This is a genomic window from Iamia sp. SCSIO 61187, from assembly GCF_019443745.1.
In the GTDB taxonomy this organism is placed as follows: domain Bacteria; phylum Actinomycetota; class Acidimicrobiia; order Acidimicrobiales; family Iamiaceae; genus Iamia.
Window position 1 is genome coordinate 2,477,505 of record NZ_CP050948.1, and the last position, 18,599, is coordinate 2,496,103.

The 18,599-nt window shown below is 76.0% G+C and carries 17 protein-coding genes and 1 riboswitch; of the genes, 5 read left to right on the forward strand and 12 right to left on the reverse strand.

Annotated features, from left to right (window positions below; all coding sequences use genetic code 11):
* Position 1: 1 nt before the first annotated feature.
* Positions 2–1,570 carry an amidohydrolase family protein gene (locus tag HC251_RS11890; RefSeq protein ID WP_219945494.1) on the reverse strand — a complete coding sequence of 523 codons (1,569 nt, stop codon included), beginning with the start codon at positions 1,568–1,570 and terminating at the stop codon, positions 2–4.
* A gap of 120 nt (positions 1,571–1,690) precedes the next feature.
* Between HC251_RS11890 and HC251_RS11895 the strand changes: the two genes are divergently transcribed.
* Entirely contained in the window at positions 1,691–2,410 is a 720-nt protein-coding gene (locus tag HC251_RS11895; protein ID WP_219945495.1) for a YciI family protein, read from the forward strand.
* 32 nt (positions 2,411–2,442) lie between these two features.
* Positions 2,443–3,666 (forward strand): RNA polymerase sigma factor, encoded by a 1,224-nt coding sequence (locus HC251_RS11900; protein ID WP_219945496.1) that lies wholly within the window; start codon positions 2,443–2,445, stop codon positions 3,664–3,666.
* Between the two features lie 6 nt (positions 3,667–3,672).
* Here HC251_RS11900 and HC251_RS11905 read toward each other — a convergent pair whose 3' ends face one another.
* Positions 3,673–4,521, reverse strand: a complete 849-nt coding sequence (locus HC251_RS11905; protein ID WP_219945497.1) for an HAD family hydrolase — start codon at positions 4,519–4,521, stop codon at positions 3,673–3,675.
* Between the two features lie 242 nt (positions 4,522–4,763).
* Between HC251_RS11905 and HC251_RS11910 the strand changes: the two genes are divergently transcribed.
* Both HC251_RS11910 and HC251_RS11915 read left to right on the forward strand, forming a co-directional pair.
* The gene (locus tag HC251_RS11910; RefSeq protein ID WP_219945498.1) at positions 4,764–7,226 is read left to right on the forward strand and encodes a DUF4214 domain-containing protein; all 2,463 of its coding nucleotides are present in this window, start codon (positions 4,764–4,766) and stop codon (positions 7,224–7,226) included.
* Entirely contained in the window at positions 7,223–8,830 is a 1,608-nt protein-coding gene (locus tag HC251_RS11915; RefSeq protein ID WP_219945499.1) for a hypothetical protein, read from the forward strand. The genes HC251_RS11910 and HC251_RS11915 overlap by 4 nt, the downstream gene beginning before the upstream one ends.
* A gap of 4 nt (positions 8,831–8,834) precedes the next feature.
* Here HC251_RS11915 and HC251_RS11920 read toward each other — a convergent pair whose 3' ends face one another.
* Positions 8,835–9,422, reverse strand: coding sequence for a TIGR03086 family metal-binding protein (locus HC251_RS11920; protein WP_219945500.1), 588 nt, complete (start codon positions 9,420–9,422; stop codon positions 8,835–8,837).
* 63 nt (positions 9,423–9,485) lie between these two features.
* On the opposite strand from HC251_RS11920, the gene HC251_RS11925 reads away from it, so the two are divergent.
* Positions 9,486–10,232 carry an AraC family transcriptional regulator gene (locus tag HC251_RS11925; protein ID WP_219945501.1) on the forward strand — a complete coding sequence of 249 codons (747 nt, stop codon included), beginning with the start codon at positions 9,486–9,488 and terminating at the stop codon, positions 10,230–10,232.
* Between the two features lie 21 nt (positions 10,233–10,253).
* Here the strand turns inward: HC251_RS11925 and ribH are convergent, their stop codons facing one another.
* The 9 genes from ribH to def all read right to left on the reverse strand — a co-directional run bounded on the left by ribH (position 10,254) and on the right by def (position 18,581).
* On the reverse strand, positions 10,254–10,739 hold the full coding sequence (gene ribH, locus HC251_RS11930) for a 6,7-dimethyl-8-ribityllumazine synthase (RefSeq protein WP_219945502.1): 486 nt from the start codon (positions 10,737–10,739) through the stop codon (positions 10,254–10,256).
* On the reverse strand, positions 10,739–12,106 hold the full coding sequence (locus tag HC251_RS11935) for a bifunctional 3,4-dihydroxy-2-butanone-4-phosphate synthase/GTP cyclohydrolase II (protein WP_219945503.1): 1,368 nt from the start codon (positions 12,104–12,106) through the stop codon (positions 10,739–10,741). The genes ribH and HC251_RS11935 overlap by 1 nt, the downstream gene beginning before the upstream one ends.
* 58 nt (positions 12,107–12,164) lie before the next feature.
* Positions 12,165–12,773: a riboflavin synthase gene (locus tag HC251_RS11940; RefSeq protein ID WP_219945504.1), complete on the reverse strand. Its 609-nt coding sequence runs from the start codon at positions 12,771–12,773 to the stop codon at positions 12,165–12,167.
* Positions 12,773–13,804, reverse strand: coding sequence for a bifunctional diaminohydroxyphosphoribosylaminopyrimidine deaminase/5-amino-6-(5-phosphoribosylamino)uracil reductase RibD (gene ribD / locus HC251_RS11945; RefSeq protein WP_255566698.1), 1,032 nt, complete (start codon positions 13,802–13,804; stop codon positions 12,773–12,775). Before ribD ends, HC251_RS11940 begins: the two co-directional genes overlap by 1 nt.
* Before the next feature lie 74 nt (positions 13,805–13,878).
* Positions 13,879–14,010, reverse strand: a riboswitch (FMN riboswitch).
* A gap of 281 nt (positions 14,011–14,291) precedes the next feature.
* The gene (locus HC251_RS11950; RefSeq protein ID WP_219945505.1) at positions 14,292–14,756 is read right to left on the reverse strand and encodes a molybdenum cofactor biosynthesis protein B; all 465 of its coding nucleotides are present in this window, start codon (positions 14,754–14,756) and stop codon (positions 14,292–14,294) included.
* Positions 14,757–14,773: 17 nt separating this feature from the next.
* Positions 14,774–15,730 carry a phosphotransferase gene (locus HC251_RS11955; RefSeq protein ID WP_219945506.1) on the reverse strand — a complete coding sequence of 319 codons (957 nt, stop codon included), beginning with the start codon at positions 15,728–15,730 and terminating at the stop codon, positions 14,774–14,776.
* Positions 15,727–17,076 carry a transcription antitermination factor NusB gene (locus tag HC251_RS11960; RefSeq protein WP_219945507.1) on the reverse strand — a complete coding sequence of 450 codons (1,350 nt, stop codon included), beginning with the start codon at positions 17,074–17,076 and terminating at the stop codon, positions 15,727–15,729. The genes HC251_RS11955 and HC251_RS11960 overlap by 4 nt, the downstream gene beginning before the upstream one ends.
* Before the next feature lie 25 nt (positions 17,077–17,101).
* Positions 17,102–18,013: a methionyl-tRNA formyltransferase gene (gene fmt / locus HC251_RS11965; RefSeq protein ID WP_219945508.1), complete on the reverse strand. Its 912-nt coding sequence runs from the start codon at positions 18,011–18,013 to the stop codon at positions 17,102–17,104.
* Positions 18,014–18,035: 22 nt separating this feature from the next.
* Positions 18,036–18,581, reverse strand: a complete 546-nt coding sequence (gene def / locus HC251_RS11970; protein WP_219945509.1) for a peptide deformylase — start codon at positions 18,579–18,581, stop codon at positions 18,036–18,038.
* Positions 18,582–18,599 lie beyond the last annotated feature (18 nt).

Here is an 18,599-nt window from a genome sequence, read left to right on the forward strand (position 1 = left end):
CTCACCACGGGGTCCACGGCACCGTCGACGTCGACAGCCAGGTCAGCACCTCGCGACGGGTCAGCGGGCCGCGCGGCCGCCACGGCGCGGGCAGCTCACCGGTGGCGACGAGCTGGCGGACCTCGGCCCGGGCGGCGTCGAGACCGTCGCGGTCGAGGGCGCACCGGGTGGCCTCGGGGTCGATCCCGAAGAGGGCGGCGGCGTTGCCCCCGAAGACCTTGGCCTTCACCTCGGGCGTCAGGCGCGGGTAGCCGTGGGCGGCGGCCGTCGCCTCGTCGATCTGGAAGGCCCGGAACGCCATGATCTGCGGCTGCGGGGAGCCGTACCAGATGCCGTCGGTGCCCCACATGACCCGGTCCTCGCCCACGTGCTTGAGCAGCTTCCCCAGGGCGTGGGCGGCCTGGCCGGGGTCGTTCATCGTCTCCCGCCACGTCGTGCCCAGCTCGGCCCACAGGTTCGTGTCGGGGGCCACGCCGTGGTCCTCCATGGCTCGCACCAGCGAGTCGATCCCGGCGTCCGCCGAGGCCGGGTCGTAGGGGCCCTCGACGGTCTGGATCTCGTAGGCGCCGTGGTAGACGACGAAGTCCATGTCCGGGTAGCGGGCGGCCAGGGCGACGATGTCGCGGGGCCCGTTCTGGCTCCGATCGAACTCCAGCAACGGCAGCCCCTTGTGGGCGCACATGACCCGCACCCCGAGCGACCGGGCCTTCTCGACCACGGGGATGCCGATGGCCGGGTCGTCGAGGGCGTAGCCGACGCCGTCGGGGCCCCAGGCGGTGTACACCTTGAAGGCGGCCACCCGGCCCGAGGCGACGCGGTCCTCCATGTCGTCGAGGCGGGCCTCGAGGGGGCCGAAGTTGGGGGCGATCACGTTGTGGACGAGCACCCGGCTGGCGCCGCCGGCGGTGAGGGCGTCGGCCAGGGCCTGGGTGCCGAGGGCGTCGTCGAAGGGCAGGGGGGCGTCGTCGGGGCCGCTGTTGGGCACGTCCGACAGCAGGGCGATCGTGGTGTCGCTGGCCAGGAACAGGTCGTGGAGGTAGGCGACCCGGTCGAGGCAGTGCAGAGGCTCGGCCTCGACGCAGCCGGCGGGCACGAGGCCCTGGACCATGTCGAGGATGCGAGGGGCGTTCTGCTCCCAGGGCCGGCCGGGCATGACGTGGTGGGTGTGCACGTCGAAGATGAAGTCGGTGCCGCCGAGGGCCGCCTCGCAGGCGGGACCGTCCTCGGGGTCGGGGACGACGTAGCTGCCGGCCGGCTCCGTGGCGGGGCGCGGCGCGGTCGTCTGGGGGGCCGAGCCCGCCGTCCGCGGGGTCGCCGACCGGTCCGACCCGCAGGCGGCGAGGTTCAAGACGCCGAGGGTGAGGGCCATGCCCGAGGCGCCCTGGAGGAACCGACGGCGGTCCACACCCATCCTCCGGGCGGCGGCGTCGGCCCCGGCCACGATCCGCCGGGCCACCTCCCGGTCCCGGGCCGTCGGCTCCGGGGGGAGGAACTCGCCGTTCGACACCGTCCCGGGCCGGAACGGCAGCGGAGCCGGCCGGTGCTCGTCGTCCCTGTCCCAGGTCCCCATGCCCCCCCAACCCCCGGGCGGCACCGGATGTTGGACGGCACGTCCGATCGGGGCGGGGCCGTTCGTCGTCGTGGTAGGAGGGGGGCGATCGGCGCCTCCCCCGACACCGAGGAGACCCTCATGGAGTACCTGGTCCTGCTCTACGGCGACGAGAGCGCCGCCACCGAGCCCGGCACCCCCGAGTTCGACGCCGAGATGGCCGGCTACGTCGCCTTCGGCGAGCTGGCCGAGAAGGCGATCCGCGGCGGCGCCGCCCTCCACCTGACGAACACGGCGCGGACGATCCGCCACGACGGCGGGACGGTCACCGTCACCGACGGGCCCTTCGCCGAGACGACCGAGGCGCTCGGCGGGTACTACGTCCTCGAGGCCGACAACCTCGACGACGTCATCGACCTCGTCCGCCACATCCCGGCCACGGCCGGCGGGGCGTCGGAGATCCGCCCGCTCGTCATGGTCCAGTCCTCGCTCGAGGACGCCGCCGACCAGAGGGACTGCTGGCTGGCCACCATGCACGGGCCCGAGACCGCCGCCGACGTCCCCGGCACCCCCGAGTGGGAGGCGGGGGCCGCCGAGCACGGGGCCTTCGCCGAGGCCGCCGGCCCCGCCCTCAAGGAGGGCGGAGCCGTCCAGCCCGCGGCGTCGGCGACGACGGTGCGGGTCCGGGACGGGGAGGTCGTCGTGTCCGACGGGCCGTTCTCCGAGACGATCGAGGTCGTCGGCGGGTTCTACGTGCTGAAGGGCTCCCCCGAGGAGGTGCTGGAGCTGGCCCGGCAGATCCCCGTCGGCGACGGCGGCGCCGTCGAGCTGCGTCCGATCATGGACCTCAGCGAGATGTGAGCGGCGCCCCGAGGACCGATGCGGCCGGCCTGGTGGCGGAGGTGTTCCGCCACGAGGCCGGCCCGGCCGTGGCCACCGTCGCCCGGCTGACCGGCGACATCGGTCGCGCCGAGGACGCCGTCCAGGAGGCCTTCGCCGTGGCGCTCCGTCGCTGGCCCACCCAGGGCGTGCCCGACCGGCCCGGGGCGTGGATCACCACCACGGCCCGCAACCGGGCCCTCGACGTCCTCCGGCGCGAGGCGACCCGACCCCGGCGCGAGGAGGCCGCGGCCCGGGACGCGGTCACCTCACTCGAGGCCACGCCGCCGATCCTCCACCCGGTGGTCGACGACCAGCTCCGCCTGGTGTTCACCTGCTGCCACCCCGCCCTCCCCCGCGACGCCCACGTCGAGCTGACCCTGCGGCTCGTGTGCGGGCTCCGCGTCCCCGAGATCGCCCGGGCCCTGCTCCGCGGCGAGGAGGCGGTCGGCAAGCGCATCCAGCGGGCCAAGGCCAAGATCCGCGACGCCGCCATCCCCCTGCGGGTGCCCCCGCCCGAGCTGCTGACCGAGCGGCTCCCGTCGGTGCTGGCGTGCACCTACCTGACCTTCACCGAGGGCTACGCCGCCACCGCCGGCGACGACCTCATCCGCCACGAGCTGTGCGACGAGGGCGTGCGCCTGGCCCGCCTCCTGGTGGACCTCCTGCCCGGCCGGCCCGGCGCCGAGGCCCTGCTGGCCCTGCTCCTGCTCCAGGACGCCCGGCGTCCCGCCCGGCTCGACGCCGCCGGCGAGGTGGTCGTCCTCGCCGACCAGGATCGGTCGGCCTGGGACCGGGGCCGGATCGACGAGGGCATGCGCTGGATGGAGCGGGCCGCGGACCATCCCGAGCTGTCGGCCGGGGACGCCGCGTACCTCTTCCAGGCCGCCGTCGCCGCCGAGCACTCGTCCGCCCCCACGTGGGAGGCGACCGACTGGCCGGCGATCGTCGGCCACTACGACCGGCTGGCCGAGGTTAGCCCGTCGCCGGCGGTGCGGCTCAACCGGGCGGTGGCGGTGTCCTACGCCGACGGCCCGGCGGTGGCCCTCCCGCTGCTCGACGCCCTGGCCGACGACGCCCGCCTCGCCCGCTCGCACCGCCTCGCCCTGGCCCGGGCCGACGTCCACCGCCGGCTGGGCGCCGCCGCCGAGGCCCGGGCCGCCTACCGCGAGGCCCTCGCCCTCGGCCCGACCGCCCCCGAGGCCCGGCTGATCCGGCGCCACCTGGCCGACCTCTAGGGCCGATCAGTCGCCCTCGGGCTGCGGGGCCTGCTCCGGGTGCTGCTCGGGGCGCTCGCCGACGGGCAGGAGGTCGTGGACGCTGCTGATCCGGTGGGCGCCGGGGCCGACGTCGAGGTCGGCGTGGAGGTCGTGCGGGTCGAGGAGCAGGGGCACCAGCCCGGCGGCGCGGGCCCCGGCCACGTCGTAGCGGAGGCTGTCGCCGACGTAGCCGATCCGCCCGCGGTCGACGCCCAGGCGCTCCATGACGGCGACGGCCGGGGCGAAGACGGCCGGGTCGGGCTTCTCCACGCCGACGACGCCGCTGTCGACCAGCACGTCGATCTCGACGCCGCCGCCCGGGCCCACCTGGCAGCACGAGGTGTGGCGGAGGAGGTCCTCGACCTGGCCGACGGCGTTGCTCACCACGCCGAGCGGCGTCCCGTGCTCGCGGAGCCGCTCCATGGCCACGACCGTCTCGACCAGGGGGAACCGCCACGTGCGGTGGCCGAACACCCGCACGAGGGCGGCCAGGCCGGCGTCGGCCTGCTCGGCGGGCACGCCGCAGGCCCCCACGTGGGCCCGGAGGTAGTCGAGCCACACGTCCTCACCGGCCGAGGCCGACCCGGCGTGGGCCCGGATGGCGACGTAGTGGGCCCGGATGAGCGTCGCCAGGTCGGAGGTGGCCCCGAAGGGGGCCAGCGCCGGGCCGATCGTCAGCGGGTCGGGCACGACGATGACGCCGCCGGCGTCGAACAGCACGGCGTCGAGGTCCCGCCCCACCCGCGGTCCGTCGGTCGTCGCCGTCGCCTCCACCACGGCCGAGGCGGTCCTCGTGAGGAGGTCGGCGTCGGAGCGGTCGGTCGGGTCGGCCATCGGTCGAACATAGGCCCGCCGTCGGGCGGCCCCGGCCGCGGCGACGGGACCCGGCGCCCCGCCCGATCCGACGGGGCTCGACAACCACCGCGAACTGCGACTAGTAAGCCGCCCTAACATCCTCCGTCGCAGATCTCGAGGTCCCGTGAAGCGTCCACCCCTGCCGGCAGCGGCCCTCGCCGTCGCCCTGGTCGTCGGTGCGGCCGTCGCCCCCGCCAGCCCCACCGCCGCCGCCCCGCCCGATGCCACCGGAGGCGGCCCGGCCGAGCTCCTCCGCTTCGTCGGCGACCCCAGCAGCGCCCACCGGTGCCGCGCTCGCCAGCGGCCCGTGCGACGTCGACGGGGACGGCTACGACGACGTCGTCACGGGCGCCTGGTTCTGGGACAAGTCCCCGACGAGCAACATCGGGGCCACCTACGTGATCCTCGGCGGGCCCGAGATCGACGGCTCCTCGCTGGCCGACCCGGCCGAGGCCGGCGCCGTGCGCATCGACGGTCCGGCCACGGCCGGCGCCGTCACCGGCTTCGCGGTCGGGTGCGTCGGCGACGTCAACGGCGACCACCTCGACGACATCGCCATCAGCCACTACTCCGCCCAGCGCACCTACGTGCTGTTCGGCGCCGTGGACTTCACCGGCCTCGCCCTCGACTCGATGGGCGACCGCGGCTTCACCGTCCACGGCGGGCCCGCCAGCGGGAACGTCGGCTTCTCCCTCGCCCCCGTCGGCGACCTCGACGCCGATGGGCTGGACGACTTCGCCGTCGCCGAGGTCGCGGCCGACACCCGGGGCCGCACCAACAACGGCCGGGTGTGGGTCGTGGCCGGGCGCGACGACATCGGCGACGTCGACCTCGACGCGCCGGCCGACGGCGACGTCGTGATGACCGTCGACGGCGCTCTCAGCCAGGAGCGCCTCGGGACCATCGCCCCGGCCGGAGACGTCGACGGTGACGGCATCGACGACCTCGTCCTCGGCGCCTACACCTCCACCTCGTGGGGCCCGGACGTGGCCGTGCCCGGCGCCGCCTACGTGGTCTTCGGCGAGACCGTCGGGGAGATCGACGCCGCCGCCCTGGGCGACGACGGCTTCACCATCGTGGGCCCGACCCGCCAGCGCGACCGACTGGGCATCTCGGTGGCCGGCGCCGGCGACGTCGACGGCGACGGTCGGGACGACCTGCTGATCGGGGCCGACGGCGTCTCCAACGCCACGACCGGACCCCGGGCCGGCGGCGCCGCCGTCGTCTTCGGGTCCGACCGCTCCGCCCCCGTCTACACCGACCCGTCGGCCGCGACGGGCCAGTCGGTGTTCACCTGCGCCGACGCCGGCCCCGTCACCGACCCCGCGGCCTGCACCACGCCGGCCCGCCGCGGCTACTGGATCGACGGGGCGGCGGCGGCGGACTCCGCCGGCTACTCGGTCGCCGGCATCGGCGACGTCGACGGCGACGAGATCCCCGACCTCGTACTCGGCGCCTGGGGCCACGACCCGGTCGACCCCCAGGCGCCCGAGGGCCCGCTCCTCACGGGTGCCGGCGCGACCTACGTCGTCTTCGGCGACCCGGCCGCGGTCACCGTGCCCCTGGCGTCGCTCGTCGGGGACGGCGGCTACCGGCTCGATGGCAGCGCCGCCGGCGACCGCTTCGGCCGCCAGGTCGGCGCCCTGGGCGACGTCGACGGCAACGGCGCCGCCGACCTCGCCGTCGGGGCGGACTTCGCGGCCCGCCCCGACGCTCAGATGGGCGAGGTGACCGTGGCCCTCATGGGCCCGCTGGCGTCGGCCGTGACGGTCGACGGGCCCGCCTCGGCCGCGGTCGGCGACGAGGTCACCTTCACCGCCACGGTCACCAAGCGGGCCGGCGCCGAGACCGAGGTCGCCGCCGGCACCGTGGCCTTCACCGCCGGCGGTGCCCCCGTCGAGGGGTGCGAGGGCGTCGCCGTGATCGCCGGCCAGGCCGCGTGCACGACCGTCTTCACCGGCGCCATGAGCGGGGAGGTGCGGGCCGCCTACTCCGGCACCGCGACCCTCCAGCCCGGCGCCGCCGCCATCCCGTTCGCGGTCGCCGCCCCCCGGACCGCCGACGAGGCCTGGGTCCTGGCCACCCACGAGGACCTCCTCGGGAGGGCCCCCGCCGACCCGGAGCTGGCCGCCGCCGTGGCCCGCCTCGGCGCCGGGACCTCCCGGGCCACGGTGGCCCGCGAGCTGTCGACGACGCGGGAGTGGATCGAGGTCTCGATCCGCCGCTTCTACCTCGACACCCTCGACCGCGAGCCCGACGCCGCCGGCCTGGCCTTCTGGGTCGGCGAGGTCCAGGGCCGGCGCCGGACCCTGGCCGCGGTGGCCGCCCGGTTCTACTCCTCGACCGAGTACCACCGGAACGCCGGAGGGACCGACGCCGATTGGGTGGCCGACGTGTACGAGAAGGTGCTCGGGCGCAGCCCGAGCCCGGGCGACCTCGTGTTCTGGGTCGATCAGGCCCGGGCCAGGGGCCGGACCTGGGTGGCCACCCGCATCGACGCCTCGATCGAGTCCCGCCGGGCGCGGGTCCAGCTCCTCTACACCGCGCTGCTCGACCGGGAGGCCGACCCCGACGGCCTCGCCTTCTGGGCCGACCGCATCCGCACCTCCGGCGACCTGGCCCTCGCCGTCCACCTCGTCGTCTCCGCCGAGTACGCCGAGCGCGCCCTGGTCCGGTTCCCGTGAGGCGGGCCCGCGCCCTCGCCCTCGCCGGGCTCCTCGTCGCCACCCTGGCGGCGTGCAACGTCGTCGACCTCGGGGGGTCGACCGCCCTCACCGTGGCGGCCGACGGGTCCGTCCCCGTCGTCGTGCGGTGCACCGGCGGCACGGCCTGCTCCGGCACCGTCCGGGTCCGCGTCGGCGGGCGCGACAGCCCGTTCCGCTCCTTCTCGGCCCCAGCGGGTGGCAGCCGGTCCGTCGTGGTCCGGCTCACCTCCGACCAGCAGGCAGCCGTCGCCCCGGGCGCCACCGTCACCGGCGAGGTCCGGATCAAGGAGAACGCGCCGGCCGACCTCCCCGTCCGCGGCCTCGCGGTGACCCTCACCCGGGCGGCACCTCCGGAGCCCCCGACGTCGAAGGCCTACCGCGAGCGCAACTGGACGCCGACCGCACGCGACACCTGCAGCGCGGACCTCCACCGGTCCTTCTCGGTCGTCGGCCCCGACGGCAAGCTGTACCCCACCTGGCACCCGCCTGCGGTCGTCGACCCGGCCACGGGCCAGGAGTGCACCTTCGGCCACGAGCACGGTGACGACCCGAGCAGCTCGGACATCTACACCTGGGTGACCGACTTCCTCGACGCCGACCCGGCCCGCGGCCGGGGGATCCCCTTCGGCTACGTGAGCGAGGCCCTCGACACCTGGTCGGCGACGACCGGCGCCGTCACCCGCCACGAGGACAACGTCGGCCACAAGGTCGTCGTCGCCGACGACGTGCGGATGGTCACCGCGTCACCCCGCGGCTACGTCCGCGACGACGCCGGCCAGATCGTGACCTGCGACGTCCTGATGAAGGTCCACCAGGGCTCGCACTCGGGCGACGCCCTGGTCAACAACGCCCACGAGCTGCTGTACGCGGCACGCTGCACCGACGGCACCGAGGTCATCTCCTCGACGATGACCCGCTTCGGCGACGCCAACGAGTTCAACCGCTCGTGCGACGGCCAGCTGGTGACGACCGCCGGCAGCGACCTGCCCGACGGCGACGGTGGGCTCCGACTCATCCCGGACCAGCACTGCATCGACCGGGACGTCCTCGTCCCCCCCGACCGGACCAGCTCGATCTGGGCGCTGTACGAGGTGTGGCAGTCGGCCAACACCCTCACCACCGCCGACGGGGCCCCGCTGGCGTCGTTCGACCCGTGGTTCGGAGTGCGCAACCCGGCCCGGGCCCACGCCGGCGGCGTGAACAACCTGATCTGCTCGCTCGTCGACGTCACCGACATGACGGACGCCGCCGACGGGGGGACGGCGCGGGGCTACCCGTTCGACGAGGTGGCCCGCCACGAGGCGTCGACCGGGGCGCAGCTGGACCGGACCGACCCGGCCTCGCCGTTCGACGGGGCCCAGCGGGACTTCTACCTGCACACCACCGAGGTCACCAACGCCGGCGGGCCGACGACGTGGTTCACCGACCCCTACGGGGGCGATGCCGTCACGGCCGCGACGCCGGGCCGGGTCCGCCAGCACGTGAGCAGCACCAGCAACGATCACTGGCCCGACCTCGAGCGCCGCAGCTTCGACCTCCAGCGCGACCACGGCCACGCCAACGGCGTCCACGCCCCGAACTGACGGATCAGGGGGTCCAGGCGGGGTCCCGGCCGGCGACGCCGAGCAGACGGTCGAGGACCGGGGCGTCCTCGGCGACGGCGACCTCGGGGCCGAAGGCGCCCATCCGCCGGCCCACCTCGGCCATGGCGGACAGCTCGGCGTGGGCGACCTCGAGCAGCGGGTCGGGCCAGCTCGGCTGCTGGCCCGTCGCCCGGGCCAGGTCCCAGCCGTGCACCACCAGCTCGGCCAGCACGATGCCGCCGACGGTCGCCGCCGGCATCTCCATCGGTCCGCCCATCCGGGTGGTCCCCTCCCACGCCCCAGGGGCGGACCAGGCCGCCGTCAGGGCGGCGACGTGGGCCTCCAGCCCGGCCCGCCACGAGCCCTCGGCGGGGACCTCGTCGCCCTCCGGCGGCGGCACGACCTCCTTGCGCCCGGCGCCGACCAGCGACGGGCCCCAGTGGAGGAGGTGGCCGACGAGCGCGGCCACGTCGTAGTCGGCGCACGGCGTGGCCGCGTCGAGCTGGTCGTCGCCGATGCCCTCGACGATGGCGGTGAAGGTGGCCGCGGCGGCGGGGACGAGGGTCTCGGGGCTGGGTCGGGCGTCGTCCATGGGCGTGACGGTACGACGACCCGCTCGGCCGGTCTTGGACGAACACGACGTACCCTCGCCGGGGTGGAGCGCGACCCCCGTGGCCTGGGCGGTGCCTGGGCCGAGCACCAGAGCCTGTCGTTCCCGGACCCGCCCCCCGACCTGGCGCCGTGGGTCGAGCGGCTCTGGGCCGTGTCGTGGTCGTACAACGCCCCCTACCGCCAGGTGCTCCTCCCCCACGCCCAGGTCCACCTGACGTTCCCGTCCGACACCGTCCCGACGATCACCGGCGCCGCCACGCGCGCCCGGCAACGCGTCCTCGACGGCGACGGCGCGGTGGTGGGCGTGGCCTTCCGACCCGGTGTGGTCCGCCCCCTCGTGGGTCGCTCGGTGTCGAGCCTGACCGACCTCTCGATCCCCGCCGCCGACGTGCTCGGACCCGGCCTGCCGTCGGACCCCGACCCGGACGAGGTCGTCGCCCTCCTCCGCCGGGTGCTCCCCGCTCCCGACCCCGTCGGGCTGTGGTGCGCCGAGGTCGTGGACCGCATCCACGCCGACACGGACCTCCGACGGGTGGGCGACCTGGCGGCCTCGGTCGGGACCTCGGTCCGCCAGCTCCAGCGACGCTTCGCCGAGCACGTCGGCGTCGGGCCCAAGTGGATCATCCGGCGCCGCCGCCTCCACGAGGTGACCGAGCGGCTCGCCGCCGGCGAGCGGGTCGACTGGGCCGGGCTGGCCGCCGAGCTGGGCTACGCCGACCAGGCCCACCTCACCCGCGACGTCACCTCGCTGTTCGGTGAGCCGCCGACCGCCCACGCCGCCCGGTACTGACGGCACGGGGGCGGTCGACGGCTACCCGGCGATCCGCTCCAGGAGGCGGACCATCTCGACGGCGGTGTGGGCGCCCTCCTCGCCGACGTTGTGGCCCCCGGGGCCCTCGGAGCGCTCCAGCGCCTGGTCCATGTCCTCGGTGGTGAGGACGCCGAAGATGATCGGCACCCCGGTGGCCAGGCCGGCCCGGAGGATGCCGGCGGCGCACTCCCCCGCCACCGCCTCGTAGTGGGTCGTCGCCCCCCGGATCACGCAGCCCAGGCCGATCACGGCGTCGACCGAGCCCGACTCGGCGAACGCCTTGGCGGCCAGGGGGATCTCGAACGCGCCCGGCACCCACTCGACGATCGGCTCGGGGGCCCCGAGGGCCTCCAGGCCCCGGGTGACCCCGTCGAGCAGCCGGAAGGTGATGGCGTCGTTGAAGCGGCCGGCCACGACCGCGACCCGCACGCCGGCGCCGTCGAGGGCGGGCTGGACCCGCCGGTCCGAGACGGCGTCGCCGGCCATCAGCCCTCCTCGCCGCTGGCGGTGTCGAGCTGCGCCGGCGAGCCTGCGAGTGGCGAGGGGAGGCTCGCCGGAGGGGTCGGGGCCGCCCCCTCGGCGACCTCGTCGAGCCCCTCGAGCAGGTGGCCCATGCGGTCGCGCTTGGTCCGCAGGTAGGCGATGTTCTCGGCGTTGGGGGCGACGATCGACGGCACCCGGGCGGTGATGTCGAGGCCGAAGCCCTCGAGGCCGCCGTACTTGGCCGGGTTGTTGGTGATGACCCGCATGGTCGTGACGCCCAGCTCGTTCAGGATCTGGGCACCGATGCCGTACTCGCGGCTGTCGACGGGCAGGCCGAGGTCGGTGTTGGCGTCGACGGTGTCGCGGCCCTCGTCCTGGAGGGTGTAGGCGCGGATCTTGTGCCCGATGCCGATGCCGCGGCCCTCGTGGCCGCGCAGGTAGACGATGACGCCCTTGCCCTCGGCGGCGATCATCTCCATGGCCGCGTCGAGCTGCACCCCGCAGTCGCAGCGCATCGACCCGAACACGTCGCCGGTGAGGCACTCGCTGTGCACCCGGACGAGGACGTCGTCGGCGCCGTTGACCGAGCCCTTGACCATGGCGACGTGCTGCTCACCGTCGAGGACGGACTCGAACACGTAGCTGGTGAAGTCACCCCAGCGGGTGGGGATGCGGGCCTCCGCCACCCGGCGCACCAGCTTCTCGGTGCGGCGCCGGTAGCGGATCAGGTCGGCGATGGAGATGAAGAGGAGGCCGTGCTCCTCGGCGAAGCGCGCCAGCTCCGGCACCCGGGCCATGTCCATCTTGTCCTCGTCGACGATCTCGCAGAGGACCCCGGCGGGGGCCAGCCCGGCGAGGCGGGCCAGGTCGATGGCCGCCTCGGTGTGGCCGGCCCGCTTGAGCACGCCGCCCTCGCGCCCCACGAGCGGGAAGATGTGGCCGGGTCGGGCCAGGTCCCCCGGCCGGGTCGCCGGGTCGACGAGCGAGGCGATGGTCTTGGCCCGGTCGTGGGCCGAGATGCCGGTGCTGGTGTCGTGGCGGTAGTCGATGGTGACGGTGAAGGCCGTCCGCATGCTCTCGGTGTTCTGCTCCACCATGGGCCGCAGGTCGAGCTCGGCCGCCCGCTCGGGGGTGACCGGTGCGCAGATGACCCCCGAGCTGTGCTTCAGGAAGAAGGCGATCTTCTCGGGGGTGACGGCCTCGGCCGCCATGATGAGGTCGCCCTCGTTCTCGCGGTCCTCGTCGTCGACGACGACCACGATCTCGCCCCGCCCGATGGCGGCGATGGCCTCGTCGATCCGGGCGAAGCCGGCGCCGGCCCCGTCAGGGTGGCGGGTGGGGTCGGTGGACGTGAAGGGGGTGTCGGTCACGGTGTCCTCCAGGGGACGGTGGTGGTCCGGCCCGCGGGGCGGTGCCGGCCGATGGGGGTCACGAGGCGTCCTCGACCAGGGCGGCAGCCTCGGCGGGGTGGGCCAGGTAGTGGGCGACGAGGCGCTCGACGTGCTTGGCGGTCACGTCGACCTCGAGGTTGACGCCGTCGCCGGGGCGGCGGACGCCGAGGGTGGTCACGGCGATGGTGTGGGGGATCAGGGCGACGCTGAGGCCGTCGTCGTGCACGGCGGCGACGGTGAGGCTCACGCCGTCGATGGCGATCGAGCCCTTGTGCACCACGTAGCGGCGCAGGGCGTCGGGGACGCGGACGCGCAGGTCGGGGGCGGCCGTCACCACGGTCCCCACACCGTCGACGTGGCCCTGGACGACGTGGCCGCCCAGCCGGTCGGCGGCGCGGACCGGGCGCTCGAGGTTCACCCGGTCGCCCGCGCCGAGACGGCCGAGGGTGGTGCGGGCGAAGGTCTCGTCGACCACGTCGGCCTCCCACCACCCGTCGCCGAGGGTGACGACGGTGAGGCAGGTCCCGTCGACGGCGATGGAGTCGCCGATGGCGGCGTCGGAGGTGACCAGGTCGGCGGCCACCCGCAGGCGGGGTCCGGCCACGGACACGATCGTGCCCATCTCCTCCACGATGCCGGTGAACATCAGCGCGGGCCTCCTGCGGTGACGGCGGGTCGGAGGTCGACCCGGATGTCGGTCCCGACGGCGCGGACCGAGGTGAGCTCGCCCCGCCAGATGTCGGCGACGGTGGCGGCACCGGGGCCCCGGAACAGCCCGGGCCCGTCCTCGCCCCCGCTGAGCGCCGGAGCGAGGTAGGTGACGTACTCGTCGACGAGGCCGGCCCGGTGGAAGGCGCCGGCCACGGTGGCCCCGCCCTCGACCAGCGCCTGGAGGACGCCGTCCTCCCCCAGCCGCTCCAGCAGGTCGTCGAGGTCGCCGTCGGCGGCCGTCCACTCGGTGCAGGGGTGGACCCTGGCCCCCTCGGGGGCCCGCCCGAGTACCACGCGGTGGGGGTCGGGCCCCTCGACCAGGCGGGTCGTGAGCGACGGGTCGTCGGTCGCCACCGTGCCCGCGCCGACGATGATCGCCTGGCTCTCGGCGCGGAGGCGGTGGGCGTCGGTCCGGGCCTCGGTGCCGGTGATCCACTGCGAGCTGCCGTCGGCGGCCGCCGTGCGGCCGTCGAGCGTGGCCGCCAGCTTGAGGATCACCCACGGTCGGCCGGTGCGCCGGTGGTGCAGGTAGGGCTCGAGCTGCTCGGCGACCTCGGTGGCCCGGCACCCGATCTCGACGGCGACGCCGGCGTCGCGGAGGAGGGCCAGCCCGGCCCCGGCGACCAGCGGGTCGGGGTCGGACACGCCCACCACGACCCGACGCACCCCCGCCTGCACCAGGGCCTCGGCGCACGGCCCGGTGCGGCCGGTGTGGGCGCAGGGCTCGAGGGTGGCGTAGACGACGGCCCCCCGGGTCTTGGCCTCGCCCCCGGCGGCCCGGGCGGCGTCGAGGGCGACGATCTCGGCGTGGCGCCCGCCGGGCGGCTCGGTGGCCCCGGTGTGGACCGAGCCGTCGGCCGACACGACGAGGGCGCCGACCCACGGGTTGGGGGCGGTGGAGGTCCGGACGGACGCGCCGAGCTCGATGGCCATCGCCATGCGCTGCTCGTCGGTCGTCTGGGGCACTGGCCCTCCCTGGGCGCGTGAGGCTCGCAGGGGGGACGTCGACACCAGGCGCGCGGACGATCCGAGCGCCGTGGGTGACCTCGCTTCCATCCGGACTGTGACCGTCGGCCCCGGGTTTCCACCGGGTCAGCCCCACCGGCCGAGGCCGGAGGGGGTCGTGGGCTCTCACCACCGGTCGGGACTTCCACCCAACCCCGCGAGGTGCGGTTATGCAGTTGTGGCCCGCAGCATAGGACGAGAACGCGTTCCATCTCCCCTGCCGAGACGGACGTCACTGAAGCCATGTCGTCGCCGACCGGCGAGACCACCGCGTCCGGCGCGCGTCTCTGGGTGCCTCCCGATGGCGACGACGCTCGCTGTGGGCCTGGCGGCAGCCCCGGAGGCTCGGGAGCGAAGCCCCAGCCCGAGCCGGCGAGCTCGCGAGCTTCGGCGGGGATGGGCCCGGCCGCACCCCGGTGCCGCAGACGAGCCCGCCTGCGACATTGCTTCAGTGGGGTCGGTGGCCCGCCATGAGGTCGAGGGCGTGGGGGATGACGTCCAGGACGGCATCCAGGCACTCGACCGATCCCGAGGGCGAGCCGGGCGTGTTGAGCACGAGGGCGTGGCCCACGGTGCCGGCGACGCCCCGCGACAGGCGGCCGAGCGGGCTCACGAGGCGCATGGCCTCGGCCAGCCCGGGGGCCTCGCGCTCGACGACCCGACGGGTGCCCTCGGGGGTGAGGTCGCGGGGGCCGAAGCCGGTGCCGCCGGTGGTGACGACCAGGCCGGCGAAGCCGGCGGTGGCCCGGCGGAGGGCGTCGGCCACCTCGGCCACCCCGTCGGGGGTGACCATCCGGTCGACGACGTCGAAGCCGGCGGCGGTGAGCCGCTCCTCGAGGGCGGCGCCGGAGCGGTCCTCGCGCACCCCGTCGACGACGCCGTCGGACACGGTCACGACCTTGGCGGAGAACATGCCCCCACCCTGCCACGTCACCGCAGGTCCGCCGTCTCCCGGGCGCGGAGCAGCCGTCGCCAGCCGGTGCCCGGGGTGGCGAGCCCGGTGACCTGGTCGCTGTGCTCGCAGCGGGCGCCGTAGGCGACGACGTATCCGTGGGCGGCGTCGGCCAGCTCCCGCTCGGCGGCGGTGAGCGCCGCCCCCCGGGCCTCGCCGTACGCGGCCAGGAAGGCCCGGCCCTCGGCGATCGTCGGGTGGGGGTCGGGGGTGCCCCAGACCACGGTGAACCCGGCGGCGGCCTGCCCGACGAGGACCGCCTCGGGCGCCCGGACGAGGGCGTCCCAGTCGAACACGGCGAGGACCCGGCCGGTGGCGTCGACGTGGATGTGCTCGGCCCGCCAGTCGACGTGGCCCACGACCCGGGGGGCGCCGGCGGCCGCCCGCACCAACCGGCGCCGGAGCCCCACGGCCAGGTCGTCGATCCACTCCCCTCCCGCGAGGGTGAGGTCGAACCGGGGGTCGTGGGGCGGGTCGGGCCACAGGGCGGCGGCCGGGAGGGCGATCCCCCACGGCTCGTGGAGGGCGACGCGGGCCGGGGCCACCTCGGTGGCGGCCACGACCAGCTCCCGCAGCAGCCGGGCCGTCGTCGCCCGCCCCTCGGCGGTGCGGGCATCGATCGGCGCACCGCCGTCGACGCGGACCTCGGCCCCGGCGACGGCCGATCCCCACGGGTGCAGCGCCCCCACCGGGCGGGGCACGGGGAAGCCGGCGTCGGCCAGCGCCGCCTGCACCGCCCGGGACTCGGCGACGCGGGCGGCCTGCTCGCCGGGCCGCACCTTGACGACCACGGCCCGGCCGTCGGCCAGGTCGACGGCGACCACCAGCCCCGAGCTCTCCTCGGACCAGAGGACGGTGGCCACCTCGGCCCCGAGGTGCTCCCGGCACCAGGTCGCCGCGTCGGCCCCCGCGAACCGGGGCTCGGGCGGGCTCAACCGGGCAGGCGGTAGCGGTGGAGGGCCATGCCGTCGGTGCCCTCGGCCTGCGGCAGGAGCAGCGCCCCCCTCCCCCACGGCACCCACGGGTCGCCCGGGGGCGGGAGGGGCTCCAGGTCGGGCCGGACCTCGGCGACGACGGTGTCGACCCCGGTGGTCTCGCGGGCGGTCAGCGTGCACACGGACACCACGAGGAGACCACCGGGGCGCACCAGGTCGGCGGCCGCCCGCACCAGGTCGACCTGGAGCCGGGCCAGCCGGTCGATCGACTCGGGCACCATGCGCCAGCGGGCGTCGGCCCGCCGGTGGAGGACGCCGAGCCCCGAGCAGGGTGCGTCGACGAGGACCCGGTCGAACGCCGCCGCCGGGAACGGGGTCGACCGGCCGTCGGCGACGACGGGGTGGACGCGGTCGGACGTGCCCGTGCGCGCCGCGTTGCCGGCGATGAGGCCGACCCGCCCGGGGCGGACGTCGGCCGCGACCACGTCGGCCCCGGTGCCGGCCAGGGCGGTGGCCTTGCCACCGGGGGCGGCGCAGAGGTCGAGCACCCGGTCACCCGGGCCGGCGTCCACCAGCTCGGCGACCCACTGCGACGCCAGGTCCTGGGTGTAGCCGTCGTCGCGGACCGTCACGGTGGCCGAGGCGTTCATGGCCTCCAGCGCCGCCAGGGCCCGCTCGGGGCCCAGGTCCTCGGTCAGCCGCTCGACGATCCAGTCCGGGTAGCTGAGGGCGGTGGCCGGGTCGGGGAAGCAGCGGCCGTGCTCGTCGTGCTCGGCCGCGACCTTGCGCAGGACGGCGTTGACGAGGCCGCGGGACCGCTTGGGCGCGGCGCTGACCGCGGTGGTGACGGCGGCGTGCGGGGGCATGCCCAGGATCACCAGCTGGTAGGCGCCGAGGCGGAGGGCGCTGCGGGTCCGGGCGTCGAGGGGGCGGTCGCCGGTGACGAAGCGATCGACGAGCCAGTCGCAGGCCCGGCGCATCCGGGTCGTGCCGTAGACCAGCTCGGTGGCCAGGCCCCGGTCGCGGGCGTCGAGCGTCGAGCGCTCCAGAGCCGGGCCGAGGGCGAGGTTGGCGAAGGCCCCGCCCTCCTCGATCCGCACCAGGGCCTCGACCGCGACCCGGCGGGCGTCGGGCGGTCGCTCGTCGGAGCCGGCGTCGCCCGAGGCGTCCCGGGGCGGGCCCCGCCGGGCCGGACGGCGGTCTCCGCCCGCGGCGGCCGAGGCCCCCCGGGCGGCGGCCTGCTCGGCCCGGGCCTTGCGCACCTTCTTGGCCTTGCGCCGGGCGGCCCCGCTGGCCCGCTCGAGGTGCACGTCGTCGGGAGCGCGGGGTCCGTCCCAGTCCGTCATCGTCGGGCTCGCTCGCCGTACCCGCTCATGCGCCGAGGACCTCGTCGTCGGCCAGGCGGGCGCCGTTGGCCCAGGCCGGGCCCAGGACGCGGCCCCGCCCCTCGGGCTGGACCTCGTCGAGGACGAGGTGGCCGTCGCCGGCGGCGACCACGACGGCACCGTCGACGAGCCGCACCGCGCCGGGCTCGGCCCCGCTCGCGGCCCGGTCGACGTGCGCCTCCCAGACGCGCAGGCGCGCCCCGCGGAAGGTCGTCCACGCCCCCCCGACGCGCACCACGCGGTGCAGCTCGGCGGCGGGGCGGGACCAGTCGAGGAACAGGTCGCCGGGGCGGATCTTCTTGGCGTAGGTCGGCTCGCCGTCCTGCGGGGTCGGCTCGCCCAGACCCGCGGTCAGGGTCTCGACGAGGAGGCGGGCGCCGACCTCGGACAGCTCCTCGCGCAGCTCGGCCGCGGTGGCGTCGGGCCCGATCGGGATCTCGGCGACGGCGTGCACGCCCCCGGCGTCGAGGGCCTCGACCACCTCCATGATGCAGACGCCCGTCGTCTCGTCGCCGGCGAGGAGGGCGCGCTCGACCGGCGCGGCGCCGCGCCACCGTGGCAGGAGCGAGAAGTGGATGTTGACCATGGGCAGGGCGGCGAGGAGGTCGGCCCGCAGGATCTCGCCGTAGGCCACGACCACGCCCAGGTCGGCCCCGGCGGCGGCGGCGTCCTCGACGCGGTCGGTCACCGCCAGACCCAGCTCGAGGGCGGCGGCCTTCACCGGCGACGGGCTCGTCGCCCCGCCCCGGCCCCGGCGCCGGTCGGGCTGCGAGATCACCAGGACGATGTCGAACCCGGCCGCGACCAGCGCCCGGAGGGCGGGGACCGACGCCGCCGGGGTGCCGAGGAACACGAGCCGGCGCGGGTGGCGCGGGGGGACGGCGGGCGGAGCGCTCATCGGTGCGCGATCTCGGGAGGGGTCAGGGGAGGAGCGACGAGGGGCCGGCGTCGGTCCCGACGCGGTCGGCCCGGGCCAGCATGAGCTCGCGGACGGCCCGCTTGGCCTCGACCCGCTGGTCGTCGTCGAGGCGCTCGGTCATGAGGACGCCGTCGAGGTGGTCGATCTCGTGCTGGTACATGCGGGCGGCCAGCTCGTCGGCCTCGATCGACACGTCGTTGCCGTCGAGGTCGAGCCCGACGACGTGGACCGTCTTGGGCCGGGCGATCTCCCAGTAGAGCCCCGGGATCGACAGGCAGCCCTCGCTGTAGAGCCACTCGTCGTCGCCGTACTCCTCGATGCGGGGGTTGACGATGGTGACGGGCTCGGGGTCGTCGGGCAGGTGGTACACGACCAGGCGCTTGCGCACCCCCACCTGGGGGGCGGCCACGGCCAGCCCGTCGGCCTCGTACATGGCGTCGACCATCCCCTCGACCACCTGCACCAGGGCACCGTCGATGTCGGTGACGTCGGCCGCGACCTCCCGCAGGACCGGGTCCCCGATGATCCGGATGTCGTAGGCGGCCATGGCGTCCCACGCTATCGG

Bases quoted from the DNA above. Each gene is read 5' to 3' on its own strand.
- HC251_RS11890 (WP_219945494.1), bottom strand. From the start codon at position 1,570: ATGGGGACCTGGGACAGGGACGACGAGCACCGGCCGGCTCCGCTGCCG.
- HC251_RS11895 (WP_219945495.1), top strand. From the start codon at position 1,691: ATGGAGTACCTGGTCCTGCTCTACGGCGACGAGAGCGCCGCCACCGAG.
- HC251_RS11905 (WP_219945497.1), bottom strand. From the start codon at position 4,521: ATGGCCGACCCGACCGACCGCTCCGACGCCGACCTCCTCACGAGGACC.
- HC251_RS11910 (WP_219945498.1), top strand. From the start codon at position 4,764: ATGCCACCGGAGGCGGCCCGGCCGAGCTCCTCCGCTTCGTCGGCGACC.
- HC251_RS11920 (WP_219945500.1), bottom strand. From the start codon at position 9,422: ATGGACGACGCCCGACCCAGCCCCGAGACCCTCGTCCCCGCCGCCGCG.
- ribH (WP_219945502.1), bottom strand. From the start codon at position 10,739: ATGGCCGGCGACGCCGTCTCGGACCGGCGGGTCCAGCCCGCCCTCGAC.
- HC251_RS11940 (WP_219945504.1), bottom strand. From the start codon at position 12,773: ATGTTCACCGGCATCGTGGAGGAGATGGGCACGATCGTGTCCGTGGCC.
- HC251_RS11950 (WP_219945505.1), bottom strand. From the start codon at position 14,756: ATGTTCTCCGCCAAGGTCGTGACCGTGTCCGACGGCGTCGTCGACGGG.
- HC251_RS11960 (WP_219945507.1), bottom strand. From the start codon at position 17,076: ATGACGGACTGGGACGGACCCCGCGCTCCCGACGACGTGCACCTCGAG.
- fmt (WP_219945508.1), bottom strand. From the start codon at position 18,013: ATGAGCGCTCCGCCCGCCGTCCCCCCGCGCCACCCGCGCCGGCTCGTG.
- def (WP_219945509.1), bottom strand. From the start codon at position 18,581: ATGGCCGCCTACGACATCCGGATCATCGGGGACCCGGTCCTGCGGGAG.